At 43.9% G+C, this 21,424-nt stretch carries 20 protein-coding genes; 9 read left to right on the top strand and 11 right to left on the bottom strand.

All coding sequences use genetic code 11. The features are described from left to right. Window positions 1-50: 50 nt before the first annotated feature. Together blaCARB and L9Q40_RS07590 are read left to right on the top strand one after the other, a co-directional pair. Window positions 51-902, top strand: a complete 852-nt coding sequence (gene blaCARB / locus L9Q40_RS07595; protein WP_498792955.1) for a CARB/PSE/RTG family carbenicillin-hydrolyzing class A beta-lactamase — start codon at window positions 51-53, stop codon at window positions 900-902. A 300-nt stretch (window positions 903-1,202) separates the two neighbouring features. Further along, window positions 1,203-2,261 (top strand): sensor domain-containing diguanylate cyclase, encoded by a 1,059-nt coding sequence (locus L9Q40_RS07590; protein ID WP_024372867.1) that lies wholly within the window; start codon window positions 1,203-1,205, stop codon window positions 2,259-2,261. A 78-nt stretch (window positions 2,262-2,339) separates the two neighbouring features. Here L9Q40_RS07590 and L9Q40_RS07585 read toward each other — a convergent pair whose 3' ends face one another. Next, on the bottom strand, window positions 2,340-2,492 hold the full coding sequence (locus tag L9Q40_RS07585; RefSeq protein WP_014234686.1) for a hypothetical protein: 153 nt from the start codon (window positions 2,490-2,492) through the stop codon (window positions 2,340-2,342). 255 nt (window positions 2,493-2,747) lie between these two features. Between L9Q40_RS07585 and speG the strand changes: the two genes are divergently transcribed. Beyond that, entirely contained in the window at window positions 2,748-3,287 is a 540-nt protein-coding gene (gene speG, locus L9Q40_RS07580; protein ID WP_014234687.1) for a spermidine N1-acetyltransferase, read from the top strand. Between the two features lie 100 nt (window positions 3,288-3,387). Here speG and L9Q40_RS07575 read toward each other — a convergent pair whose 3' ends face one another. Continuing rightward, window positions 3,388-4,512, bottom strand: coding sequence for an OmpP1/FadL family transporter (locus L9Q40_RS07575; RefSeq protein ID WP_498792954.1), 1,125 nt, complete (start codon window positions 4,510-4,512; stop codon window positions 3,388-3,390). A 578-nt stretch (window positions 4,513-5,090) separates the two neighbouring features. Between L9Q40_RS07575 and L9Q40_RS07570 the strand changes: the two genes are divergently transcribed. Next, window positions 5,091-5,516: a universal stress protein gene (locus tag L9Q40_RS07570; protein WP_014234689.1), complete on the top strand. Its 426-nt coding sequence runs from the start codon at window positions 5,091-5,093 to the stop codon at window positions 5,514-5,516. 127 nt (window positions 5,517-5,643) lie between these two features. Here the strand turns inward: L9Q40_RS07570 and L9Q40_RS07565 are convergent, their stop codons facing one another. The 7 genes from L9Q40_RS07565 to L9Q40_RS07535 all read right to left on the bottom strand — a co-directional run bounded on the left by L9Q40_RS07565 (window position 5,644) and on the right by L9Q40_RS07535 (window position 13,138). Continuing rightward, the gene (locus L9Q40_RS07565; RefSeq protein ID WP_014234690.1) at window positions 5,644-6,321 is read right to left on the bottom strand and encodes an SDR family NAD(P)-dependent oxidoreductase; all 678 of its coding nucleotides are present in this window, start codon (window positions 6,319-6,321) and stop codon (window positions 5,644-5,646) included. 2 nt (window positions 6,322-6,323) lie between these two features. Then, complete coding sequence (locus L9Q40_RS07560; protein WP_498792953.1) at window positions 6,324-6,794, bottom strand: NanQ anomerase/TabA/YiaL family protein; 471 nt, start codon at window positions 6,792-6,794, stop codon at window positions 6,324-6,326. A 61-nt stretch (window positions 6,795-6,855) separates the two neighbouring features. After that, window positions 6,856-8,013: a sialidase family protein gene (locus L9Q40_RS07555; protein WP_014234692.1), complete on the bottom strand. Its 1,158-nt coding sequence runs from the start codon at window positions 8,011-8,013 to the stop codon at window positions 6,856-6,858. An 82-nt stretch (window positions 8,014-8,095) separates the two neighbouring features. Next, window positions 8,096-9,979 carry a TRAP transporter permease gene (locus L9Q40_RS07550; protein WP_014234693.1) on the bottom strand — a complete coding sequence of 628 codons (1,884 nt, stop codon included), beginning with the start codon at window positions 9,977-9,979 and terminating at the stop codon, window positions 8,096-8,098. Window positions 9,980-10,084: 105 nt separating this feature from the next. Further along, complete coding sequence (locus L9Q40_RS07545; protein WP_014234694.1) at window positions 10,085-11,083, bottom strand: TAXI family TRAP transporter solute-binding subunit; 999 nt, start codon at window positions 11,081-11,083, stop codon at window positions 10,085-10,087. A 33-nt stretch (window positions 11,084-11,116) separates the two neighbouring features. After that, window positions 11,117-11,992 carry a dihydrodipicolinate synthase family protein gene (locus L9Q40_RS07540; protein ID WP_498792952.1) on the bottom strand — a complete coding sequence of 292 codons (876 nt, stop codon included), beginning with the start codon at window positions 11,990-11,992 and terminating at the stop codon, window positions 11,117-11,119. 9 nt (window positions 11,993-12,001) lie between these two features. Further along, on the bottom strand, window positions 12,002-13,138 hold the full coding sequence (locus tag L9Q40_RS07535; RefSeq protein ID WP_498792951.1) for an iron-containing alcohol dehydrogenase: 1,137 nt from the start codon (window positions 13,136-13,138) through the stop codon (window positions 12,002-12,004). 207 nt (window positions 13,139-13,345) lie between these two features. On the opposite strand from L9Q40_RS07535, the gene L9Q40_RS07530 reads away from it, so the two are divergent. From L9Q40_RS07530 to L9Q40_RS07510, 5 genes are all read left to right on the top strand, one after another. Further along, the gene (locus L9Q40_RS07530) at window positions 13,346-14,647 is read left to right on the top strand and encodes a four-carbon acid sugar kinase family protein (protein ID WP_498792950.1); all 1,302 of its coding nucleotides are present in this window, start codon (window positions 13,346-13,348) and stop codon (window positions 14,645-14,647) included. Next, window positions 14,647-15,633, top strand: coding sequence for a 4-hydroxythreonine-4-phosphate dehydrogenase PdxA (gene pdxA / locus L9Q40_RS07525; RefSeq protein WP_498792949.1), 987 nt, complete (start codon window positions 14,647-14,649; stop codon window positions 15,631-15,633). The genes L9Q40_RS07530 and pdxA overlap by 1 nt, the downstream gene beginning before the upstream one ends. Next, window positions 15,630-16,385, top strand: a complete 756-nt coding sequence (locus tag L9Q40_RS07520; RefSeq protein ID WP_498792948.1) for a DeoR/GlpR family DNA-binding transcription regulator — start codon at window positions 15,630-15,632, stop codon at window positions 16,383-16,385. Before pdxA ends, L9Q40_RS07520 begins: the two co-directional genes overlap by 4 nt. Window positions 16,386-16,722: 337 nt before the next feature. Next, window positions 16,723-17,340 (top strand): NAD(P)H-dependent oxidoreductase, encoded by a 618-nt coding sequence (locus L9Q40_RS07515; RefSeq protein ID WP_065298250.1) that lies wholly within the window; start codon window positions 16,723-16,725, stop codon window positions 17,338-17,340. Beyond that, on the top strand, window positions 17,337-19,295 hold the full coding sequence (locus tag L9Q40_RS07510; protein WP_498792947.1) for a monovalent cation:proton antiporter-2 (CPA2) family protein: 1,959 nt from the start codon (window positions 17,337-17,339) through the stop codon (window positions 19,293-19,295). The genes L9Q40_RS07515 and L9Q40_RS07510 overlap by 4 nt, the downstream gene beginning before the upstream one ends. An 81-nt stretch (window positions 19,296-19,376) precedes the next feature. Here the strand turns inward: L9Q40_RS07510 and L9Q40_RS07505 are convergent, their stop codons facing one another. Continuing rightward, a complete protein-coding gene (locus L9Q40_RS07505) occupies window positions 19,377-19,670 on the bottom strand; it encodes a hypothetical protein (protein ID WP_014234702.1) in 294 nt (97 codons plus the stop codon). A 299-nt stretch (window positions 19,671-19,969) separates the two neighbouring features. Next, window positions 19,970-21,322 (bottom strand): alpha-amylase family protein, encoded by a 1,353-nt coding sequence (locus L9Q40_RS07500; RefSeq protein ID WP_498792946.1) that lies wholly within the window; start codon window positions 21,320-21,322, stop codon window positions 19,970-19,972. Between the last annotated feature and the right edge of the window lie 102 nt (window positions 21,323-21,424).

The raw sequence follows: 21,424 nt of genomic DNA, 5'->3' as shown, positions 1-21,424 counted from the left end.
GTTGATTTCGCATCAATGCGAACCAGAAAAATTAATAAAGATAATCACTCATGAAAAAGTTACTTTTTTTGCTTGCGCTGATGGTCGGCTCACCTTTAAGTCACGCATCGAAACTACATGAAGACGTTTCTCTTCTTGAGCAACAGATCTCCGGACGCATTGGGATCGCCGTCTGGGATACTCAGACCGATAAACACTGGGCTTATCGTGGTGACGAACGATTTCCTTTAGTCGGTACCTTCAAAACGCTAGCTTGCGCAACCATGCTGAGTGAGATGGATACCGGTATCCTCAAAAAAAATGCCACCGCGACTGTAGAAAAACGAGATATGGTGATGTGGTCTCCCATCATGGATAAACTGGCTGGGCAGAATGTCCGTATTGAGCATGCCTGCGAAGCCGCGATGTTGATGAACGATAACACAGCGACGAATCTCGTACTGAGTGAAATCGGCGGGCCTAAGTCGGTCATGCTTTTCCTGCGTACCATCGGAGACAAAGCCACCAGACTCGACAGCGCGGAACCGAGCGTCAACGAAGCTATGCCGGGCGATAAGCATGACACGACAACGCCTAACGCTATGGTAAACACTCTTGAAACACTGATCGATGGTGATGCGCTCTCTTATGAATCTCGCATTCAATTAAAAATTTGGATGCAAGACAGTAAAGTGTCTGATCCACTCATGCGTTCCGTTTTACCGTCGGGTTGGTCTATTGCCGATCGATCAGGAGCAGGTGGCAACGGTTCACTTGGCTTTAACGCCATCATCTGGAAAGAAAACCATAAACCGGTATACATCAGTATCTACCTGGCAGAAACCGAGCTGTCGCTTCAGGCAAGAGAGCAACTCATCGCCCAAATTAGCCAACTTATTTTGTATAAGTACCGAAACATCTAGCAACGAAAACGCAGTGCCCTTCCCTTCCTTAACAAGGGCACTTTTTACGCTAAGCTATCCAAGATTTCTCCTATGTCTACCTTCTTAGTAGTATTTACAGTCACTCAACTCCTACTGTATACATCTTTCGGGTTATTAATTCCTATCACCAGATAAAGTGATATAGTTCTCACTTTGCGTTAACACTAGGGTGAAATAGGCGACAAATTAATCGCATGTTATTCAGCGTTAATATTTTTCTTGAAAATATCTAAGCGTTACTTATTGTTTATATTAAGGGAATGCCCGAGGAGATGGCTATTGAGACTTGAAAGAACATTTGCCCCCACTGACCTATCGACGCAAAACATGGAAAGCCCGATATGTTTGCCGATCGGCTTTGTTCACTTTTTGGCTCAGTCACAAACCTTACAGCAGGTACTTGATACCGTCGCAGAGTGGATTCACCGAATCTTTGAATCTGATCGCGCAAGTATTACTTTGTATGAAAATAGTGACTTCTTGAAGGTCTACTCTTTTTCTGGAAACAAAGCGATCCCGACAGATTTTCTCGTGCCAATTGCCCAGTCTTTCGTTGGCCGAGCTTTTGATACTCAGCAATTGATCATTTGTGACGACTTAAGCCAATCCGATGAAATCGATTGTGTCATGCTGTCTTCAAGCGGAATGGGGACGTGTATGGATGCGCCCTTGATGCACGGCAAGGCTTGTTTGGGTACGCTGAATGTCGCCCACAATCAAACCCACTTTTACACTAAAGAACAAGCCTCGCAGCTGCAATGTATCGCGAACTGGATTGCATTGAATATCGCTTTACATATTCAGGTCATGAAAATGGAGCATCTTGCGAAAACGGATGATCTTACGGGAATACCAAACCGCAGAGAGTTCATGCGTGAGATTGAAAACCGCCTTTCAGACTACCGTACTCAGGGAATCAAGTTCCACGTAGCTATTCTGGATTTAGATCACTTCAAGAAGTTAAATGACAAGTATGGGCACGATGCTGGCGATAAATCGCTGATTCACGTAGTTAATACCATAAAGGGTCATTTGCGTGACTACGATTTACTTGCGCGAGTTGGAGGCGAAGAATTTGCGATTGTCCTTCGACGACGATCATCTCAGGAAGCACTTGATACATTAGAGACCATCCGCAACGCACTAGAAAGCACCGTCATGAAACACTCTGGCCTTGAAATGCCGATAACTGCCAGTATTGGGGTTACTCAAGTGTGCAGTGTTGATAATTCGTTTGAACCACTGATTAAAAGAGCTGACTTAGCGTTATATAAAGCAAAAGAAACGGGTAGAAACCGCGTTGAAATAAACCATGAAGCCCAAAATAAAAAAAGGTAGCGACCTAAAACGCTACCTTTATCCCTACTCGCGCTGACTCCAGACTTACTCAGGTACCAGCGAGATGAGCAGATTCAATTATGCTTTCTTAAGGTCTTTAGTTGGGTATGTTAACGTCGCTTCGCCCGCTTTTACGTGTGTGTAATAACCGCCGCTGCTCACACCTCTAACTACCATTTTACCTAGGTCAACACCCTTAGTTGCAACTACTTCTTCGCCGATTGAAAACATATAAAATACCTTTTATTCAGATTTAGACAATGAGTCAATGCGAGGTATTTAATATGAAATAGCATCGTTTACCTAATCAGCTTTTTTGTCGTTAGGATTAAGTTTTTTACTATTTTTCATCCCTCTCCTTGCTATTTTTCAACACGGATAAACTTCACTAAATCATAAAAAAACAAGTAATAAAATTCCGTATAGTAAGTTAATATTTTCACACATAAGAATAGGAGCAACACCTGCTCCCATTGGAGAAGTATCATGACGAAAGGGCTAAAAATGCGTGCGTTAGAACGATCGGACCTTCGTTTTATCCACGAGCTAAATAACAACCGAAATATTATGGCTTACTGGTTTGAAGAACCTTACGAATCTTACGATGAGCTAGAGGAACTTTATCGAAAGCACATTCATGACGATGCAGAAAGACGCTTCGTCGTAGAGGATATTGACGGTATTGTTATCGGCTTAGTTGAGCTTATCGAGATAAACTACATCCACCGAAGCGCAGAGTTTCAGATCATCATTGCGCCGGAGCACCAAGGCCGTGGCTACGCCATGGAGATGATACACAGAGCGTTAGACTATTCATTTTCTATCCTCAATCTGCGTAAAATTTATCTGTTAGTAGCAGTAGAAAATGAAATTGCAATCCACTTATATAAAAAGTGTGGGTTTATAGAAGAAGGCCACTTAATTGAAGAGTATTTCATTAATGGTGGTTATCGAGACGTTAAGCGTATGTATATTCTGAAGCATCAATATCAAAAGTCGATGGAAGAAAAGAAAGAGAGCAATTAATTCGTCGCAGATTCAGCCTACCCAATCAGCTATAAATAAAAACGCAGCTCAATCACTGCGTTTTTATTTCATCTAAACTCGGGGTACCGATTAATTCTTATTATTGATTTTTCCAGCTATAGCCGAAGCTTAGGAAGTACAACGTAGGGTCTTTGTATCCGGCTAGCTTAGTACCATTCGCCAACGTCGATTCCGACGAGTCAATGATGACAGCTTCAAATGCGACGCTTACTGTATTTTTCTCATCCCACTTGTAATCAACGCCTGTGCCTAGTCGGTATGCATCACCAGTAGGAACGGTAATGTCCCCCTTCGACTGATCCTCATACATACTGCTATCAAACGCCACACCAGCATTCCACATCACTTTGCTATTCAGCTCATACTGAGTACCAAAAGCGACCTGATAAGTATCCTGAGTATCGACATTCAATGTGGTTTGGTACTCGCTCCAGTCTTGCCAGTTCACGTTACCCATCCACGCAAACTTATCATTTATCTGCTGATAAATACTGAAGATCACTTGTTGAGGTGCAACAGATTCTGAGTTTTCAAACTCAAACTTAGTCTCGCTCGAGTAAGATAGCCCGAAGCGCGTCCCTGGAACCAACTCGTACAGCACCCCAAAGCGACCATTGACCTGAACATCGGTATCATCATCTTCAAATGAGAAATTATTATTTGCCGAGCTGGCGTTTGCTTCCACTTGATATTTACCATACTGAACACCGAGCGCAGCTCCCACCGACCACTGGTCATTAATTCGATAAGAAGCACTCGGCTGGACAGTTACCGCTTGTGTAATCGCGGTAGGAATATCTAGTTTAGCAACGGTTCTGTCCACCAACCCTTCGTAGCCCAGTCCAAGACCATAGTTTCCATATAGACCGATACCCAACGTCCATTTTTCGTTCACTTTCTGACTATAAAATGCAGAGCCCATAGGAACAAAACCAATTACGTTACCCGCATCTCCCGCTAATGTATCCAGCTGTGCATCGCCATAAAGACTGATTAAGTGACCAGAGAAAGATTGACCTGAAACATTTGCCAAACCAGCAGGGTTTGCTGCCATAACTGACGCATCCTGTGCTCTTGCAGCCATCCCTGCAGATGCGAGACCGATGTCCGTTGTATTCGTTTCGTATAAGTATAAACCAGCTGCTTGAACCGTCGCGCAGCTTAATAGCGAGCCTGCGACGATGATTTTTGATAGATTTTTCATAACAAAGCCTATTATTTTTAGATAGAACCTATGCCACAGTGAACCGATGTAGGTTATTGAAAAACACTGCCGTTGTTACAAAGCATAGGTCTCAATGAAGTAGAGCGCGAAGAAAGTATTGAATCGATAGTCCAGATTTACTTTTGCTCTCCCAAACCTCACTCATATTGGTATAAGAACACGCGATGAGACTGCATGCCCTATGAGTTCGTCGTTGTAAAAACGGTCCTACTCTAGCCATTTAAAACCAGTCTATTTTCAATTGCGATTTGCTAGTGAAGAGTAAACACAGCGACAAACATCAACTTCTGTCTCAATATTTATACACATGAAAGCACTCTGTGCCTCCGCCTCACGCTCTTTCCGACTAAACCGTGAATAAGCAGCTATCATGAGACTCATTGCATCGTCGAAACCAAAATTAGTGAGCGAACAGTCAACACTAACAAATCACTCCAACTCATTACTTTTATTGATCTTTATTTACACCTTTAACTGGTTTCGAGATCTTGTCGACACAATTTTTTGTCAAGCCATACTATGCTTAGGGTGAATATAATCCACTTAAGGGCGTGGTTATGAAATACAAACATATTCTTGTCGCACTAGAACTTGCTGATGAAAGCACAGTGCTGATTGATAGAGCAGTAGAAATGGCAAACTACCTCGACTCCGACATTTCATTCATCCATGTGGATGGTACTCATGGTGAAATTTATCGCGAGCTCGTGGATATTAAAGCTAACCCAGATCATGTACCGCTAAATGAGCATTCGATGGAGTGTCTAAAAACGTTCAGCGATTATATGGACTACCCACTAAAACACTTCTTTGTGGGTACTGGCGATTTAGCTGACAAACTAGAAACAACCATAAAAGAGCAAGAAGTCGACTTACTGATCTGTGGTCACCATCAGGATTTGTGGAGCAAACTTATCTCCTACTCTCGTCATCTAATAAATAAGTCACCAGTCGATATTCTGGTTGTGCCTATTCACGACTAGGGTTTTCAAATTTCCAGCGCGGATATGTACGATGCATAAAACAAAAGCCAGTAGTTTTAAACTACTGGCTTTTTATTAAGTACATCCCCATAACCTTGATTCTATCGACTAAGCAGATCCGATCCCTCTAGAGAGACGCTCCTCCGCACATGACCAGTTCCTGACCTGTAATCGCGCTAGCATGCGGTGAAAGAATAAACTTCACGTACTCTGCCACTTCGTAAGGAGAAATAAATCGCCCCATTGGTGGAAGCTTTGGTGGGGATGACTTTCTGTCTGGGTTTAGCAGCATCGGCGTTTCTGTCGCGCCAGGAGCAATGATGTTGGCGGTAATACCTTTCGGCGCTAATTCAGCAGCCCAACTGCGTACCATGCCAAATAAAGCTGATTTAGTCGCGACGTATTGCGAACGACCAGCAACCCCTTTCGACGTGCGGCTGCCAATAATCACAATTCGCCCACCATCGCCCAGTTTTGTCGCAAAGTGGTTGGCTAATATTTCTGCTACGTGTACGTGAAGGTGCCAGACAGACTGGCTCTCTTCGATATTCAACTCACCTAAAGGGGCTGCCACCATTTTCCCCGCAGCATGGATAACCGCATCAACCGAAGGCAAGGTTTCCAGACAGCTAATTAAGCTGTCAGTGTCAAACAAATCGACGGTCTGACTGACAAAATTAGGATTCTCATGTTCAACTTTGGAACGGCTTAACCCAGTAACCTTCCATCCTTCGGAAAGTAACGTTTCAGCAATTGCTTGCCCGATACCAGAGCTTGCGCCTGTAACGACGGCATGACGACTCATGATCATTCTCCCAAGATAGATAGAGGGACTTTGAAAACGGCTTTTCGGATTTGCTTAGGTTCTGAAACCATACACAAAGCCTGATGAGGCTCACCTGGCATGAAAATAGCGAAGTCGCCTGGTTTGAGGTGGACAGATTGAGACAGCGTTGGATTCGTTAAAATTAATAAATCCGGTTTCTTTTCTACCGCTTCTTCATCTGAACAATCAACAACACCGTAATTAATAATTTCTTCACCTTCCAATACAACCTGTATATCGGCATACAGATGATGAAACTCTGTGTGTCTTACTTCTTGTTCTTGTGTTTGCGCCGGACCAATATTAACGAACCACCCTTGATCAGATAATTGAATTTTTCCGTCATCTGATTGAATAAGCGAATCAAATAAGCATTCTGGATGAGATAAAATATCTTTAAACGTTTTCGGCAAACCAGCAGTGTTTAGTGATAATAGATTTCCACATATCATAATAGTATCTCTTAATAGCCGGTAGCCCGATATATCAGGCTACCGTTTTAGTTGCGCCTATTTATAGGTGATTGATACGTACATATTTAATTGCTTGGCGGAAATATGTATAGGCAATATGAATAGCGCCGTCGCTAGATTGAGTAATCGTCGGGTATGAGAATTCACGATTGAGTTTTTCTTGTGAATTGTTGGTCATACAGAAGCCATCACCCTCGTCGAGGTTCGCAACGATTTGCCAGCTTGCGCCGTCATCTTTAGAGATAGCCAGTGACATTGGTGCACGAGGTGCTCCCCAGAATGCACTTTTTCCATCGATAATTTCAGGTTCTTTTGCATCGCTATCGTCTTCAATTTCATCATACAAGGAGCTACGACGATCCGTTGCACCTTCTGCACTCATATTATTAAAGACCATCGCCAGGTCACCGTTGTTCAACGCGGTAAGCTGAATCGAAGAGTTATTGTTTGGCAGCTCAGTCGGAACTGGCGCACTCCAGGTCTCACCATTATCGTGGGAGTAGCTTTGGTAAATGGAGTCAGCCCAACGACTACGGTATACCGCGATTAGAGAGCCATTTTTCAATAGCGCTACCGACATGTGCACGCAACCCAAGCTTTCTGGTACGTCTACGTCTCTCCACGTTTGACCCTTGTCTTCCGAGATCTTTACGCTGCTGGTGTCGTAGTTACCCACCCATTTCTCGCCCGGCTTGATCGTGCAGTTAAATATTGGAAGTAACCAGTTACCATTAGGTAAAACAACAATAGGCTGACGGATAAACGTTCCAGGCTTATCGATTAATACATCGATATCTTGCCAAGTTTCACCCAAATCAAAAGACTTACGGTAACGCACAATAGCCGTATCTTGGTTACCCGCAAGTTGAGCTGTCCAAAGCAACCAAAGTGTGTTGTCTGGATCCAAGAATAATACTGGGTTTTGTTCAGAACGCTCTGGGTCATTGGACAGTTTGACTGCCGGTTCCCACTCATTCGAATCTTTACGTAAGCGTGAACACAAAATAGAAATATCAGACACCCCTTCCTGAGTTCCTGCAAACCAGGTACATAGCAAGTCACCATTTGGTAAAACAAGCAAATTCGATGCGTGGTTTTGAGGATAGTCTGAAGGTAGCATCGCGTTATAGTATTGCTCACGATGCTCAACTGGCACTACTTTACCGTCACGTTCTACAGTAATAGCTTCTTGATTCATTGAATTTGCCCTATAAATTAAAATTTAAAACTTGAGTAAATACAGCTCTCTGTTTTAGAGAGCTATATTCGTAACCGAGGAGTTATGCGAGGGTCGTTGCTGAACTAACCTTTTTTGCAGAAGACTTCCAGCACCATAGAATTAACATGGTCGCCATACCGATAAAGAAGAACCAGAACGGTGATGCAGAGTTATCTAACACAATACCTAAGCTAGCAACTAAGAACAGTAATCTTTCCACAATATTCAGGTTTTTCTTCAGCCAGCCTTGTAGGAATACAGCCCAGCAGAATGTCGCCATAAGCATACCCATGAAAGCAATCAGAATGAGATACCAACTACCTTTCCAAAGCACGACAGGGTCTGTAATAAAGCTAAACGGTACTAAGAAAATAACCAGTGCATAAGAGAATGCGATAAAGCCAGTTTTCGACGAGTCACTATGACCGATTGCTGATGCCGCGTAAGCACATAGCGCAACTGGTGGCGTTACCATTGACAGTACGCAGTAGTACATGATGAACATGTTTGCAGCCAGCACATCAACACCCATCGAAATCATTGCCGGAGCAAAGATAATTGAACCGATGATGTATGCTGCAACCGTAGGCAAGCCCATGCCCATGATAATACAACCAACAATCACCATAACCAGCGATAGGTAAAGGTTGTTCTCACCGACAGAACTCAATATTTCTACGAATTTAAATGCTAGGTTTGATTGAGTTGCCAGCACCATGATGATACCAACAGATGCAAGAGGCACAGAAACCCAAGACATTTGCTTAGCCACATCCATGATCATCGGGTAGATAATCTTATAGCTGTAGCGAGTATGCTTTCTGAATAATGGTGCAATCAGAGCAAACACCGTACCGATGAAAGCCGCGTATGGTGCAGAGTATCCAGAAATCAGAGCAATCACCAAGAACGCTGGAGAGATCAATAAGTGCAGGCGTGGAAGAATCGGCTCAAATTGTAGATCTTCTTTAGAGATATTACCTGTACCTGTTTTTCTCGCACGTAGATCGATGATGATGAACAGTGCAAAGTAAAACGCAGCAGCCGGAATAATACCTGCAGCAGCAATCTCAGCGTAAGGAATGCCAAGCATGTCAGCCATAACAAACGCGGCGATACCCATGATAGGCGGCATCAGCTGACCACCAGTTGAAGCAATCGCTTCTGTCGCTGCAGCTTGTTCTTTACTGTAGCCAGAGCGCTTCATGATAGGAATCGTCAGTACACCTGTCGAGGTTGTATTTGCAACCGCAGAGCCGCTCACCATACCAAACAAAGCAGAGCCAAGTAGTGACATTTTTGCTGCGCCACCAGTCAGAGATGCAGTGGCCTTCATTGCTAAGTCAATAAATACGCTTCCGCCGCCAGTCATGGTGAACACACTACCAAACATAACGAAGAAGAATACAAAGTTAACAGCGGTACTTGCAGTGATACCGAACAGACCATCAGCTTGCATACTGATTAACTCTGTCATTGTATCTAAAGAGAAGCCTTCAAACGCAGTCCAGCCTGGGAAGTATGGACCTAAGAAACCGTAGGCAACAAAGACAATAACAACAGAGAGAAGAGAGAAGCCTACTGAACGTCGAACTGCTTCAAATAGCATCAAACAGCCAACAATAAACGCGTATTTATCAGAGAATAATACATCGTCGATCATTTCCAGGCGAGTTTCTAACCTTGGGATTGACGTATAATAGTGGTAGACCACCGACAATGTTAATCCGATAAAAATAAGGTTAATTATTCTACCGAGATATAAAAACGCGCGGTTTTTAAACTCAAGAGGTTGAAAACATAAAACTAAAGCTGTCGCCGTAAAGACATGAATACTTGCAGCCGTTAAAGGAGATAGCGGATAAAAAAACTGTCGAAGTAAAAACACGATATATGCGATACCAATTACCGCAGTTAGTGCTTTCATAAAGTTTTTGTAGTTCATAACAATACCCTACTTACTAAACTCATTAAGCAAAGCTTAATTAAAGCTTTAGAGAAACAGATGCATATATTATTTATATATACATCTGTCTTACTCAAACTAGACTTATTTAATCCAGCCTTGTTCTTTGTAATATTTAGCTGCGCCTGGGTGTAGCTCAACTAGTTGCTCTGCTTGACCAATCTCTTCTGGGTGCCAGAATTTTAGAGGTGAGTGTGACTTCTTAATTTCAGCCTGATTTTCAACCAGTGATTTAGTTACGTTATAAACAACGTCATCACTCACTTTCGAGTTAGTTAAAAATACAGTAGCACTAACTGGGTTCACGTAATCTGCCGATTGGCCATCATAAGTACCAGAAGGCATCGTGCCCGTTGGCAGACCAACTTTCGCCAAATCTTTAAGCGTCTTATCAGAGTAAGGGATATAAGTTACATCACTTGTTAGTGTCATTTCAGTCAAGTTAGGGTGCATCGCTGGAACGTTATCAATATAAACATCGATAGCGTTATCACGCATCATTTGGCTTGCTTGACCACTGCCCATTTGAACAATCTTACCTTCTTTCTTTAAGGTCTCGAAGTCGGTACCTAAAGATTCAAAGATGTAATCAGCAATGATAGGAACCTGAGAACCTGTTGGCTTCATCGCGATAATGACTTTATCGGCGTTGATGATTTTTTCCCAAGTATCGTTACCAGTCTGATCAACCCATGCTTTACGAGCCACAGTGATGGTGTACGCTTGTTGAACATTATCCAGAACCATACGCAGTTCTTTGTTCGTGCGGCCTTTATAGATGTCTGTCAGACCATCGCGAGCCCAAACAGCAGCGTTAGATGTTGCGAAACCAAAGTCAGCTTTCTCTTGGTTTACAACAACAGGGTTTGTCATACCGCCGCCACGAGGGATAAGTTTGATTTTGTACTCATCGTTAGTAGCACGCGGAATTAATTGTGAAAATGTCGTGCCATACGTGTACCAGCCGTTTCCTGGTGGCTGAGAAATAATACTTGCGGTAGAGGCAGCTTGTACGCCTGCAGCAACAAGAGTTGAACACAATACAGCGGTTTTGAGTGCAGATTTAAGGTTTTTGTTAAACATTACTGGGGATCCTTATTATAAGTATACGTCTGGCTATGCCTTGACAATAGACAATATCTTGTCGGTATCTTCCTGAGTGAAATAGACCGGGTAACGGCTCTCTCCGACTTTTTCACCGAGTAAATTCATCGTTTTCTTAACAACAGCAGGCGCAAATGCAATTGGGTATAGGGTTGCACGTAAATGATTTATCTTTTCTTGTGCTTTATTTGCTAACTCTTGGTCGTCTTGTACGAAACCTTGATAAACCTGGTTAACAAGCTCTGGCACAATATTCGCGATACCCGAGATACAACCAACAGCTCCAAGGTTGTAACCAGTCAGAATCAGTGAGTCCGGACCAGTCAGTACATCAAAGTTTTCCGCTTCTTCACTAACAGCAAGGAATCCCTGCAGACTTTCTAGAGAGCCAGCGCTGTCTTTGATGCCATAAATGTTTGGATGCTTCGCTAACTCGGCAGCAATCTCTGGCGTGATCGTGTTTCCGGTGCGAGCAGGAATGTTGTACAGGTAAACAGGAACCGGCACCGCATCCGCGACTTGTTGGAAATAACGAACTAACTCTTGTGGACGTAAAGCTGAAAACCAAGGCGTAATTACGGATACAGCCTTAATTCCCATCGCTGCAACGTCTTTACCATGTTGAATGGTTTGAGCAAGGTTCGTTTCACCAATATGAGTAACAACCAGGTTGCTATCCTTTGCTTCATCAAGACAGATTTCTGTTACTCGACGCTTTTCGTAATCACTCAAGACAAAGAATTCGCCATTCGTTCCATTACAGAAAATCTTATTACCGTTTGATAGCTGTCTGCGAACTTGTGCTCTTAGCGCAGCTTCGTCCAATGTACCTTGACTGTCGAAAGGGGTAACAACAGCAACGTGTGGACCTGTTATTGGGCTGGTCATAGTTTGTCCTTACTTAGTGATGCTCTGATAAAGCTCCAAAACATCTTGTTCAGAAACTTTAACTGGTGAATGGTTAAGTAAACGGGTCACTTGCATTGCGCTAGCCGCCAATTCAGGTAACTGTTCGCGCTCAATGCCAATGTCATTGAGGTAAGTAGGTAGGCCTAGCTTTTGCACTAGGTTTTCTAAGTAATCTACCAACGCGGATGCCATTTCTGCTTCGGACAACTCAAGGTTGGCAGAAGGCAGTAGTCGGTAGACATTCGCTAACTTTTCTTCGCAGTGACTGTAGATATGCTTCATAACTGGCACAAGCAACAGTGAGTTCGCCAGGCCATGTGGAATTTTATATTTGCCGCCAAGTGGGTAAGACAACGCATGCACAAGGTGGGTACCAGAATGAGAAATGGATGCCCCGCCGTAGTACGAAGCCCACAAAAGGTTAAGTCGAACCATTAAGTCTTCTGGTGTTTCAATCACTTGCTCAATATTCGCGAAAAACTTCTGCATGCCGATCAGCGCGTAGTTATCACCAACTGGGTTAGCTACGCTCGCGGTGTAACACTCGATTAAGTGACATAACGCATCAATCCCTGTTGAAGCAGTAATGTGCGCTGGCATAGAAGTGGTCAACTCAGGCACCAAAGCAACATAATCAGGAAGCATCACTGGAGAAATGATGCCCACTTTTGTTGCACGCTCTGGGATCGCGATGATTGAGTTTGGCGTTGCTTCTGCACCAGTACCTGCTGTAGTAGGAACAAGCACTAAAGGAATTCGTGATTCTGGTGTTTCCCCTTTTAATAAGCGGTTAAAGCACGCCAGATTCTCTGAAGGTGATGCGTAAAGCACCGAAATCAGTTTCGAAATATCAAGGACACTACCACCGCCAATACCAACAACAGCATCTACGCTCTCTGGCAATGTATCGAGTAGGCTTTCGACATCAAGGTTGGTCGGCTCTGCAGGTAAGTCGCTGACTAACGTATAGTGGTATCCCTGCTTATCAAGTGAAGAAACAAACGACTGAACCTTGTCCAGCTTAATAACGTTGCTGTCTGTCATTATTAACAGATTCTGTTCACTTGATAACACCTGAAACATCTGTTCGATGCCACCACTTATCACAGTTGTAAAAATATTCATTCACTTCCCTTATCTTTCGCTAGGACTGATTATTTTCAATCATCGCCGTTATTAAACTTGATATATTTATACATAAAAATTCTGGTCATCGACGAGATTTAGCTCACAAATAATCATTTTGATTAAATTTAATCAAAAAGTTCTTTATTTGAGCGATTTTTTGATTACAATAATTGTAGTTGCAAATCTTGGAGTAAGAATTTCGTCATGAAGGAAGGAATAGAGAAACCTGTTTACATTGTTGCTGACGATTTCACTGGCGCAAACGATGTAGGTGTCGCATTAGCCTCATCAGGAGTAGAAACACAAGTTCTGCTTACTCCTGAAGTACTTAGCGACCAAGGTACCGCCGTTCGCATCATTTGTACTGACTCCCGAGATCTAGACAAGCAAGACGCGAAAGCTGAGCTCGCTCAGATATCAAAACGCTTTCATCTAGCTGAACATCAACCACTGCTTATAAAGAAAGTCGATTCAACTTTGCGTGGCAATGTTGGAAACGAAATCGAAGCATTGATTGATTCCGGTTATGCTTTTGCCATCGTCGCAATCGCCGCCCCAATCGCTAAAAGAAAAACGGTTAACGGCCTTTGTTATGTCAACGACACTCCACTGTCAGAGACAGAGTTTGCTTCTGATCCGAAATCGCCGATTACTTCCTCAAGAATCGTCGATATCTTGGGCTCACAAACTACCAGTGAAATGAGTGAATATCTTCAGTCAGATCACAATAATGATCCTCACGAACAACATTTCAATAAATTTTATGAAAGCGGTACCAGAATTGTTGTCTGTGACGCAAATTCAAACAAAGATTTGCTTGATCTCTATCAGGCAGCGGCGAAGTTATCGATACCAACGGTCTTTGTCACCACTGGGGAACTGACCCAAGCAATCGTCGACAATACAAGCACTCCAACGCCAGCACTGAATCACACTAAAGGGCCTGTGTTGGCGATAATTGGGTCGATGAGCCAAACCACTTTCAAACAAACACAGTTCCTAATTGAAAATGAAATCGCGCAAGTTGTTGCACTGGAACTAGAAGCGTTGTTGTCTTCTGAGTTTGAGTCGTACTTACAAGCTAAATCATCAGAAGCCATCCAATGGCTGAACAGCAATCACAACTGCGTAATAAGAAGCTGCAAAGACCCTGAGATTCGACATGAGCTCAGCGCGATAGCAGCGCAACACAACTTATCTCAAAAAGCACTGGCTGAGCATGTTCGTAACTGCTTGGCGGAGTTAGCGACACAAATTATTGCCACCCTCGAGCCCACTCAAAAGCTCGGAGGCATGATTCTTTGCGGGGGTGACATTGCCATAGCCACCGCGCAGAAATTGAACGCCCCTACCTACAACATCGGCGGTATTGTCGCTGATTGCGTGCCATGGGGAACACTTGATAGCGAATTAATCCAATTTCCTATCTTCACGAAAGCAGGCGGGTTTGGCGACGCTAGCACTTTCTCTAAAGTTATTCAGCATTTAAATAAAGAGGTCAAATAATGAAAGGTGTAATTGGTATTACAATGGGCGACCCTGCAGGTATCGGCCCGGAAATCATTCTTAAAGCACTAGCCGAAGATTCGCTATCTGGAACAAACTGTGTGGTAATCGGTAGTGTTGAAGTTCTTGAGGAAGTGCTTAAGCAAGATCTTGCCCCATCTCAAGAAATCAATGTTATTAACAAGGTTAGTGAAGCTAATTTTAGTACTGGCGTTGTGAATGTTATCGATATTCCACTGGAAGACATCGGTTCATTTAAGATCGGCACAGTGCAAGCCCAAGCTGGTGACCTTGCCTACCGTTGTATCGAAGTAGCAACTTCGCTAGCCCTAGATGGTGAAATCAGCGCAATTGCCACAGCGCCTCTGAATAAAGAAGCGTTGCACTTGGCAGGCCATAATTACCCTGGTCACACCGAGTTGCTTGCGAAGCTTACGGATACTAAAGATTACGCAATGGTGCTTTACACCGATACACTACGTGTTATCCATGTAACTACACACATCGCGTTGCTAAAATTCTTGGAGACTCTGAATCAGACTCGCGTAAACACAGTGATTAAGATTGCTGACGAGTTTATGAAAAAAGCTGGTTTCGAAACGCCTAGAATTGCAGTTGCAGGCGTTAACCCTCATGCTGGCGAAAACGGTTTGTTCGGTACCGAAGAGATTGAAGTCCTGAACCCATGTATCGAAACAATGAAAAAAGAAGGCGTTGACGTTTATGGCCCATGCCCACCAGATACGGTATTCCTACAAGCGTCACAAGGCCAATATGATATTGTCGTTGCCATGTACCACGATCAAGGACATATCCCTCTGAAATTGATGGGCTTCTACGACGGTGTTAATATTACCGCTGGTTTGCCGTTTTTCCGCACCTCTGCAGACCATGGTACTGCATTTGATATTGCATGGTCAGGTAAAGCGAACCCTGAAAGTATGATTAAGTCCGTCGAATTGGCGGTTAAATTGAGCAATGTATGAAAAAACACCGCGTTGAGCAAATAACTGAGTATCTCAAACACCATAACCTGGTGACAGTGGATGATTTGGTCAAAGTTGTGGCAGCATCACCTGCCACGATTAGACGAGACCTGATCAAACTGGATGAGCAAGGTGTCATCACCCGAACTCATGGTGGCGTATCTTTAAATCGATTTGTCGCCAATCAGCCAACTACTAATGAAAAAATGCTACGCAGTATGCGAGAAAAGCAACACATCGCAGACAGAGCAGCGGAATTAGTTCAGGCTGGAGATTCCATCGTGTTGGATGCCGGGACCACGTCAATGGCGTTGGTCAAAAACCTTACTCATCTACCACTTCGAGTTATTACGGTTGATCTGCACATCGCGTTGTTTCTGTCTGAGTTTAAACAGATAGAAGTCATTGTTACCGGAGGCGCTGTGGACCATAGCAGCCAGTCAACCATTGGTGAGCATGGTAGACAGCTACTCCGCTCTATTCATCCAGATATTGCCTTCCTAACTTGTAACAGCTGGAGCTTGGAAAAAGGTGTCACAACACCAACCGAAGAAAAGGCGTCTTTGAAAAGAGACATAATTCTAAACGCCAACAGAAAGGTGTTGATTGCGGACAGTTCAAAGTACGGAGCTTATTCGCTCTACAAAGCCTGTGATTTAGTCGATACCACGCATATCATCACCGATAGCAGTCTCGAAGCCGATACTCAATCCCAAATTCGATCAAAAGGTATCGAACTCATTACTGTTTAAATCAATTTAAGCCTTAAACAGTGCGTTATCATCAATCATTAGACTGCAGGTTTGTCCTTAATTTCATAGCTATCCTATCCCAACATATGGACGAACATCGACTCTTCAAAAACAAAGCCAGTAGCTAAATCAGTACTGGCTTTTTAGTCTTATATCAAGCCTGAGCACACCCCGAGAGAGTGCTTTGAGTGCGTCTTGACCGAAACTCTCATCCGTTTTGCCTAACAACACTATATCGCTGTCTAGCAACGCTATTCTATATGGGTTACATTTTTAAATGACTCACGCCTAACTGTTCCTCGTAGCCAGTTAGGTTAAGCAGCTGGCAAGGATCCCCATGACCAATAAAAAAGTATTAATTCTCTTTGCTCACCCTTCTCAACATCGTTCAGAAGTGAATATAAAGCTATTTAAAGAAGCTCAGAAAATACATGGCGTAACATGTGTCGATCTTTATGGTGAATATCCGCGATTTAATATCAATATCGATCGTGAACAACAGCGCTTGCGCGACCATGACGTAGTGATTTTTCAGTTTCCTCTATATTGGTACTCTACCCCATCGATTCTAAAAGAGTGGCAAGATCTGGTTTTAGAATATGGGTTTGCTTATGGGACCGATGGTACTGAGTTACAAGGCAAAACCATGCTTTGTGTGCTTTCTGCTGGCGGCAAAGAAGAAGCTTACAAAGCGGAAGGCTATAACCATTTCACGATTCGTGAGCTGCTGGCTCCTATTGAACAAATGTCCGCTCTGACAGGCATGAACTACGTCGCCCCTCTGGCAATGTTTGGAGCACGTACGGCAGCAGAAGAAGGCCGGATACCTCGGCATGTGGAACGCTACAGAAAGCTATTAACCGCATTGGTTGAAGACAGGCTTGATATTGATGCAGCTGCTTCACTGATTAAACTCAACAGCGCTCTGCCTGAACTGATTAAGGAAGCCTCATGACAGGAATATTTTTACAGGCTTTTGTCTACCTTTTTGCCGCAGTCATCGCTGTACCGCTCGCTAAGCGGTTTGGTCTCGGTTCCGTCTTAGGCTATTTAATCGCGGGCGTTGTCATCGGCCCAATTATTGGTTTGGTTGGAGAAGAAACAACGACTATACAGCACTTCGCTGAATTTGGCGTCGTGATGATGTTGTTCTTAGTCGGCCTGGAACTCGAACCTAAAATGCTTTGGGCAATGCGTAATCGCTTAATGGGTTTAGGTGGTCTTCAGGTTGTAGGAACCACAGGCGCTATCATGGCGATTGCCTTGTACTTTGACCAGCCATGGACCATTTCGCTGGCGATAGGTTTGATTTTTGCCCTTTCTTCCACGGCGATCGTACTGCAAACTTTCAGCGAAAAAGGTTTAACGAAAAGCGATGGTGGGAAAAACGCATTTTCCGTGCTTCTTTTTCAAGATATTGCCGTTATCCCAATGCTGGCTTTCATTCCACTTCTCGCATTACCTGAACTCGTGGAGCTCGCTCAACAAACTGCTCAAACTGCAGCGCAGCACCACGACGATTTAAATCTCGTCGCCGATTTACCAGGCTGGGCGTACGGGCTGGTGATAACCGCTTCGATTGCTATCGTCGTTGTTGGCGGACACTATTTGAGCCGTCCTCTACTCAGTTACGTTGCCAGCTCAGGGCTGCGCGAAATCTTTACCGCCACCGCCCTGATGTTAGTGATCGGTATCGCTGCACTGATGAGCTTGGTTGGCCTATCGCCTGCGCTGGGAACCTTCTTGGCCGGAGTAGTGTTAGCCAACAGCGAGTTCCGCCATGAGCTTGAATCCAACATCGAACCATTTAAAGGGCTATTACTAGGCTTGTTTTTTATCACCGTTGGCGCGGGGATTAACTTTTCCGTTTTGTTTGGTGAGTTCTGGTTAATTTTGGCACTGACACTTAGCGTCATGGTGTTAAAAGCCTTAGTGCTGTTTAGCCTCGGGATCACCTTCCGAGTTAAAGGCAGTAACCGCTGGTTGTTCACGCTGAGCTTGGCTCAAGCCGGTGAGTTCGGTTTTGTACTACTCAGCTTCTCAGTACAAAACCACGTGATCCCTTATGAGTTATCACAAACCCTGTCTCTTGTTGTCGCGATATCCATGTTCCTGACGCCAGGACTGTTTATTTTGTTTGATAAGGTCATTCTGCCTCGATTCGAGAGTCAGTCTAATCAACGAGAAAGTGACACGATTGAAGAAAAAGGAACGGTAATTATTGCGGGAATCGGGCGCTTCGGGCAAATAGTGAATCGCTTATTGGTGTCCAATGGGGTCAATACCGTGGTGCTGGACCACCAAGCCGACCAAGTTGATAACTTGCGCCAAATTGGCACTCGTGCTTATTTTGGTGATGCAACTCGTCCAGACATGCTGCATACCGCTGGTATCGAAGAAGCAGCAGCATTTGTCGTCGCTATCGACAATCGAGAAGCCAGTGTTGAGTTAGTCAAATACGTAAAACACACCTACCCCAAGGTGAAAATTCTCGCGCGCGCTTTCGACCGAGGCGATGGCTACCTTTTGAGACAGGCAGGAGCAGATATCATTGAGTCAGAAACTTATCACTCAGCGTTAGAATTGGGAGGGCAAACAATGAATGTTCTTGGCATTCACCCTTTCTATGTCGAACAGCAAAAAGCGACCTACAAACGCGTTGAGGAACGTAAATCAGAAATGCTGTACAAAGCGTGGGAAGACGACTCGGAAGGGAAACGCTTTGATAACAACTATCGCCTGCTGTTTATTCAGTTAGAGGAAAAAATGGCGGAGGAAATGGGCAAAGACCGCCACGATAATCTTTCTCGTTCTGAGCGTGGTTGGACACCGCCACCTAAAGAGTATGCAGATACTTTTGAAGGTGAAAACGTTCACGAACTGCACCTTCCCAAGGAAGAAACCCAGTAGTTTGCTAAACAAAAAAAACCTCCCTGATTTAGGGAGGTTTTTAATATTTAGAACACCACTACACGCCACTAGAAGTCGAAATCACATAAGATCATTCATTAAAATCTCATATTCTTCACTCGCTTCCTCGACTAAATGAGAAAGCTCTCTAGCGTCAGAAACCGCAAGCTTGAATTGCCAAGGAGTCGCGTTGTCTTTACCGCAAATTCGCGTCTCGTTGCCGCGGCTTTCAAAAGACAAATCGTCAAACGCGGTCGAGTGACACTCTTGAAGTTCGACGATTTCGACTTTTAATTTACCGACTGGGTTTACTTCTATATGCGCGTGTAAATCCGGGCGTCTGGATAAACAATAGTCTCGATGAACTGCAATCATAGCCGTCTCCTTGTGCCTGCCGATTCAACAATAAGTGTAGATGACCTAATGTGACCGACAGGTGAAAAAATGGTTAAGATTGATCTGTCTCATCAGATCAAACAAGTTTTCTCCCAAACCAAAATATCGGCATGAAACTCTCCGAACACTCGTTCGAAAAAAACTCGATACTAAACGCTTTATACCCAAATAACCTCGAGATGCTTGGGTCAGCGAGAATGACTTGGCTCTCAATGCTCATATCACCAAGAAGGCTTGTTTAACGCCTTAACGAATCGACGTTAAACAAGCGCGTTTAACTATAACTGCGCCAAAAGTAACATTGAGGATTTAGCGGGCACTTTAATCTCCTCGCTGGATGAGATTGACAACCCGGTCATCATATCTATCCAGTTCCCCTTTGTGGAAAGCGACAAAGATTGTGGACGAGACGATTTATTAAGGATCACTATCCCCTTGTCACCTCGTTCTATCACCAACATGTCGTCGTTACCTTCTAAAACCGTCATAGGTTGACCATGAACTGCATTATGGAACTTAATCATGGTAGCCATGCGAGGATCACTCCATGCCCCTTTCCATCTTGGTTTACCGTTTGTGTCTTTAATCCCACTGGTGTCTAAGTCGGTGTAAACCAAAGGGACACCACCGTCTCGACCCAATATATACGCGTACGCTAACCATTCGTCTTCTTCATCCATAACGAGGTCGAGGAATACATCGTTATTTGGAATATCGTGCGTCACAACAAAAGTGATGGCTCGACCCGGTGACAATGCCTCACCGAAACAATATGGGTCGATCAACGACTTAAAGCTACCTGCTTTAGAAAACGCTTTAAATATGGTGGTAAATAACGGGAAGTCATAGGCACCTAAGCGCGTTTCTTGCAAGTATGGTTCAAGAAAAAGCTGATACTCTTCGACTGTTGCTCCGCCATCAGTAATGATCTCACCAAAAATGTGCACATCTCGGGTAATCTCATCAGTCCAGACAAGCTTAAGGTGCTCGAGAGTCATATGTTTGGCCGCATCAATACGGAACCCTTTTACACCAATCGTTTTCAGCGCTTTCAAATAAGCTCGCTGCTGCTCAACAACATGATCACATACTTTTAGCGTCGGCAAACCCGGATCGGCAGGCCCACCAGTAATTCGACCATTTTGTACTTGCCATTTGTCTTTCCAGTTTTTAATGCCAAATGCTTGCGCGAAGTCTTCTTCGGTAAAAAGCGGTTCAGATAAGTCACCAAACAGTTTGAGCGTTTGGTATTTCTCTGGGTGATTTTGGTATTCCTGTAAAATCTTTTGACTTGGGTACTGTAGGTCTTGGCGCATATGCGCTTCATTCGCCATATGGTTAAAGACAACGTCTGCATAAACTAGCACACCAAAACGTTCTAGCGCCTGAACCATATGGATAAAGTCTTGAGTGTCACCGAGGGCATTGTCGATAACACGGTAATCTTGCGGCTGATATCGCTGCCACCAGCGTTCATCGTTGGCACTTTTCATTGGTGGAGAGACCAGAACAGAACCATAGCCTAGCTCATGTATCTCTTTTGCACGTCGGGCAATGTCAGCATACTTCCAATCAAAAGCATGCAGAATGACGTTTGCACCAGCTGATTGTATTTCCTGTAAGCCACTCATGTTTTTTCTCCTACTCGCTCCACTTACCTGTTGCTGCTTGTATAGTTTTCGATTCATAGTAAGTGGATTCAATAGTAAAAATTATAAGTGCTATCTTCGGGA

The sequence above is a fragment of the Allocatenococcus thiocycli genome (genome assembly GCF_921292965.1).
GTDB classification, from domain to species: domain Bacteria; phylum Pseudomonadota; class Gammaproteobacteria; order Enterobacterales; family Vibrionaceae; genus Vibrio; species Vibrio natriegens.
The sequence above is the reverse complement of the archived record's forward strand: the minus strand, read 5'-3'. Positions and strand labels throughout refer to the sequence as shown.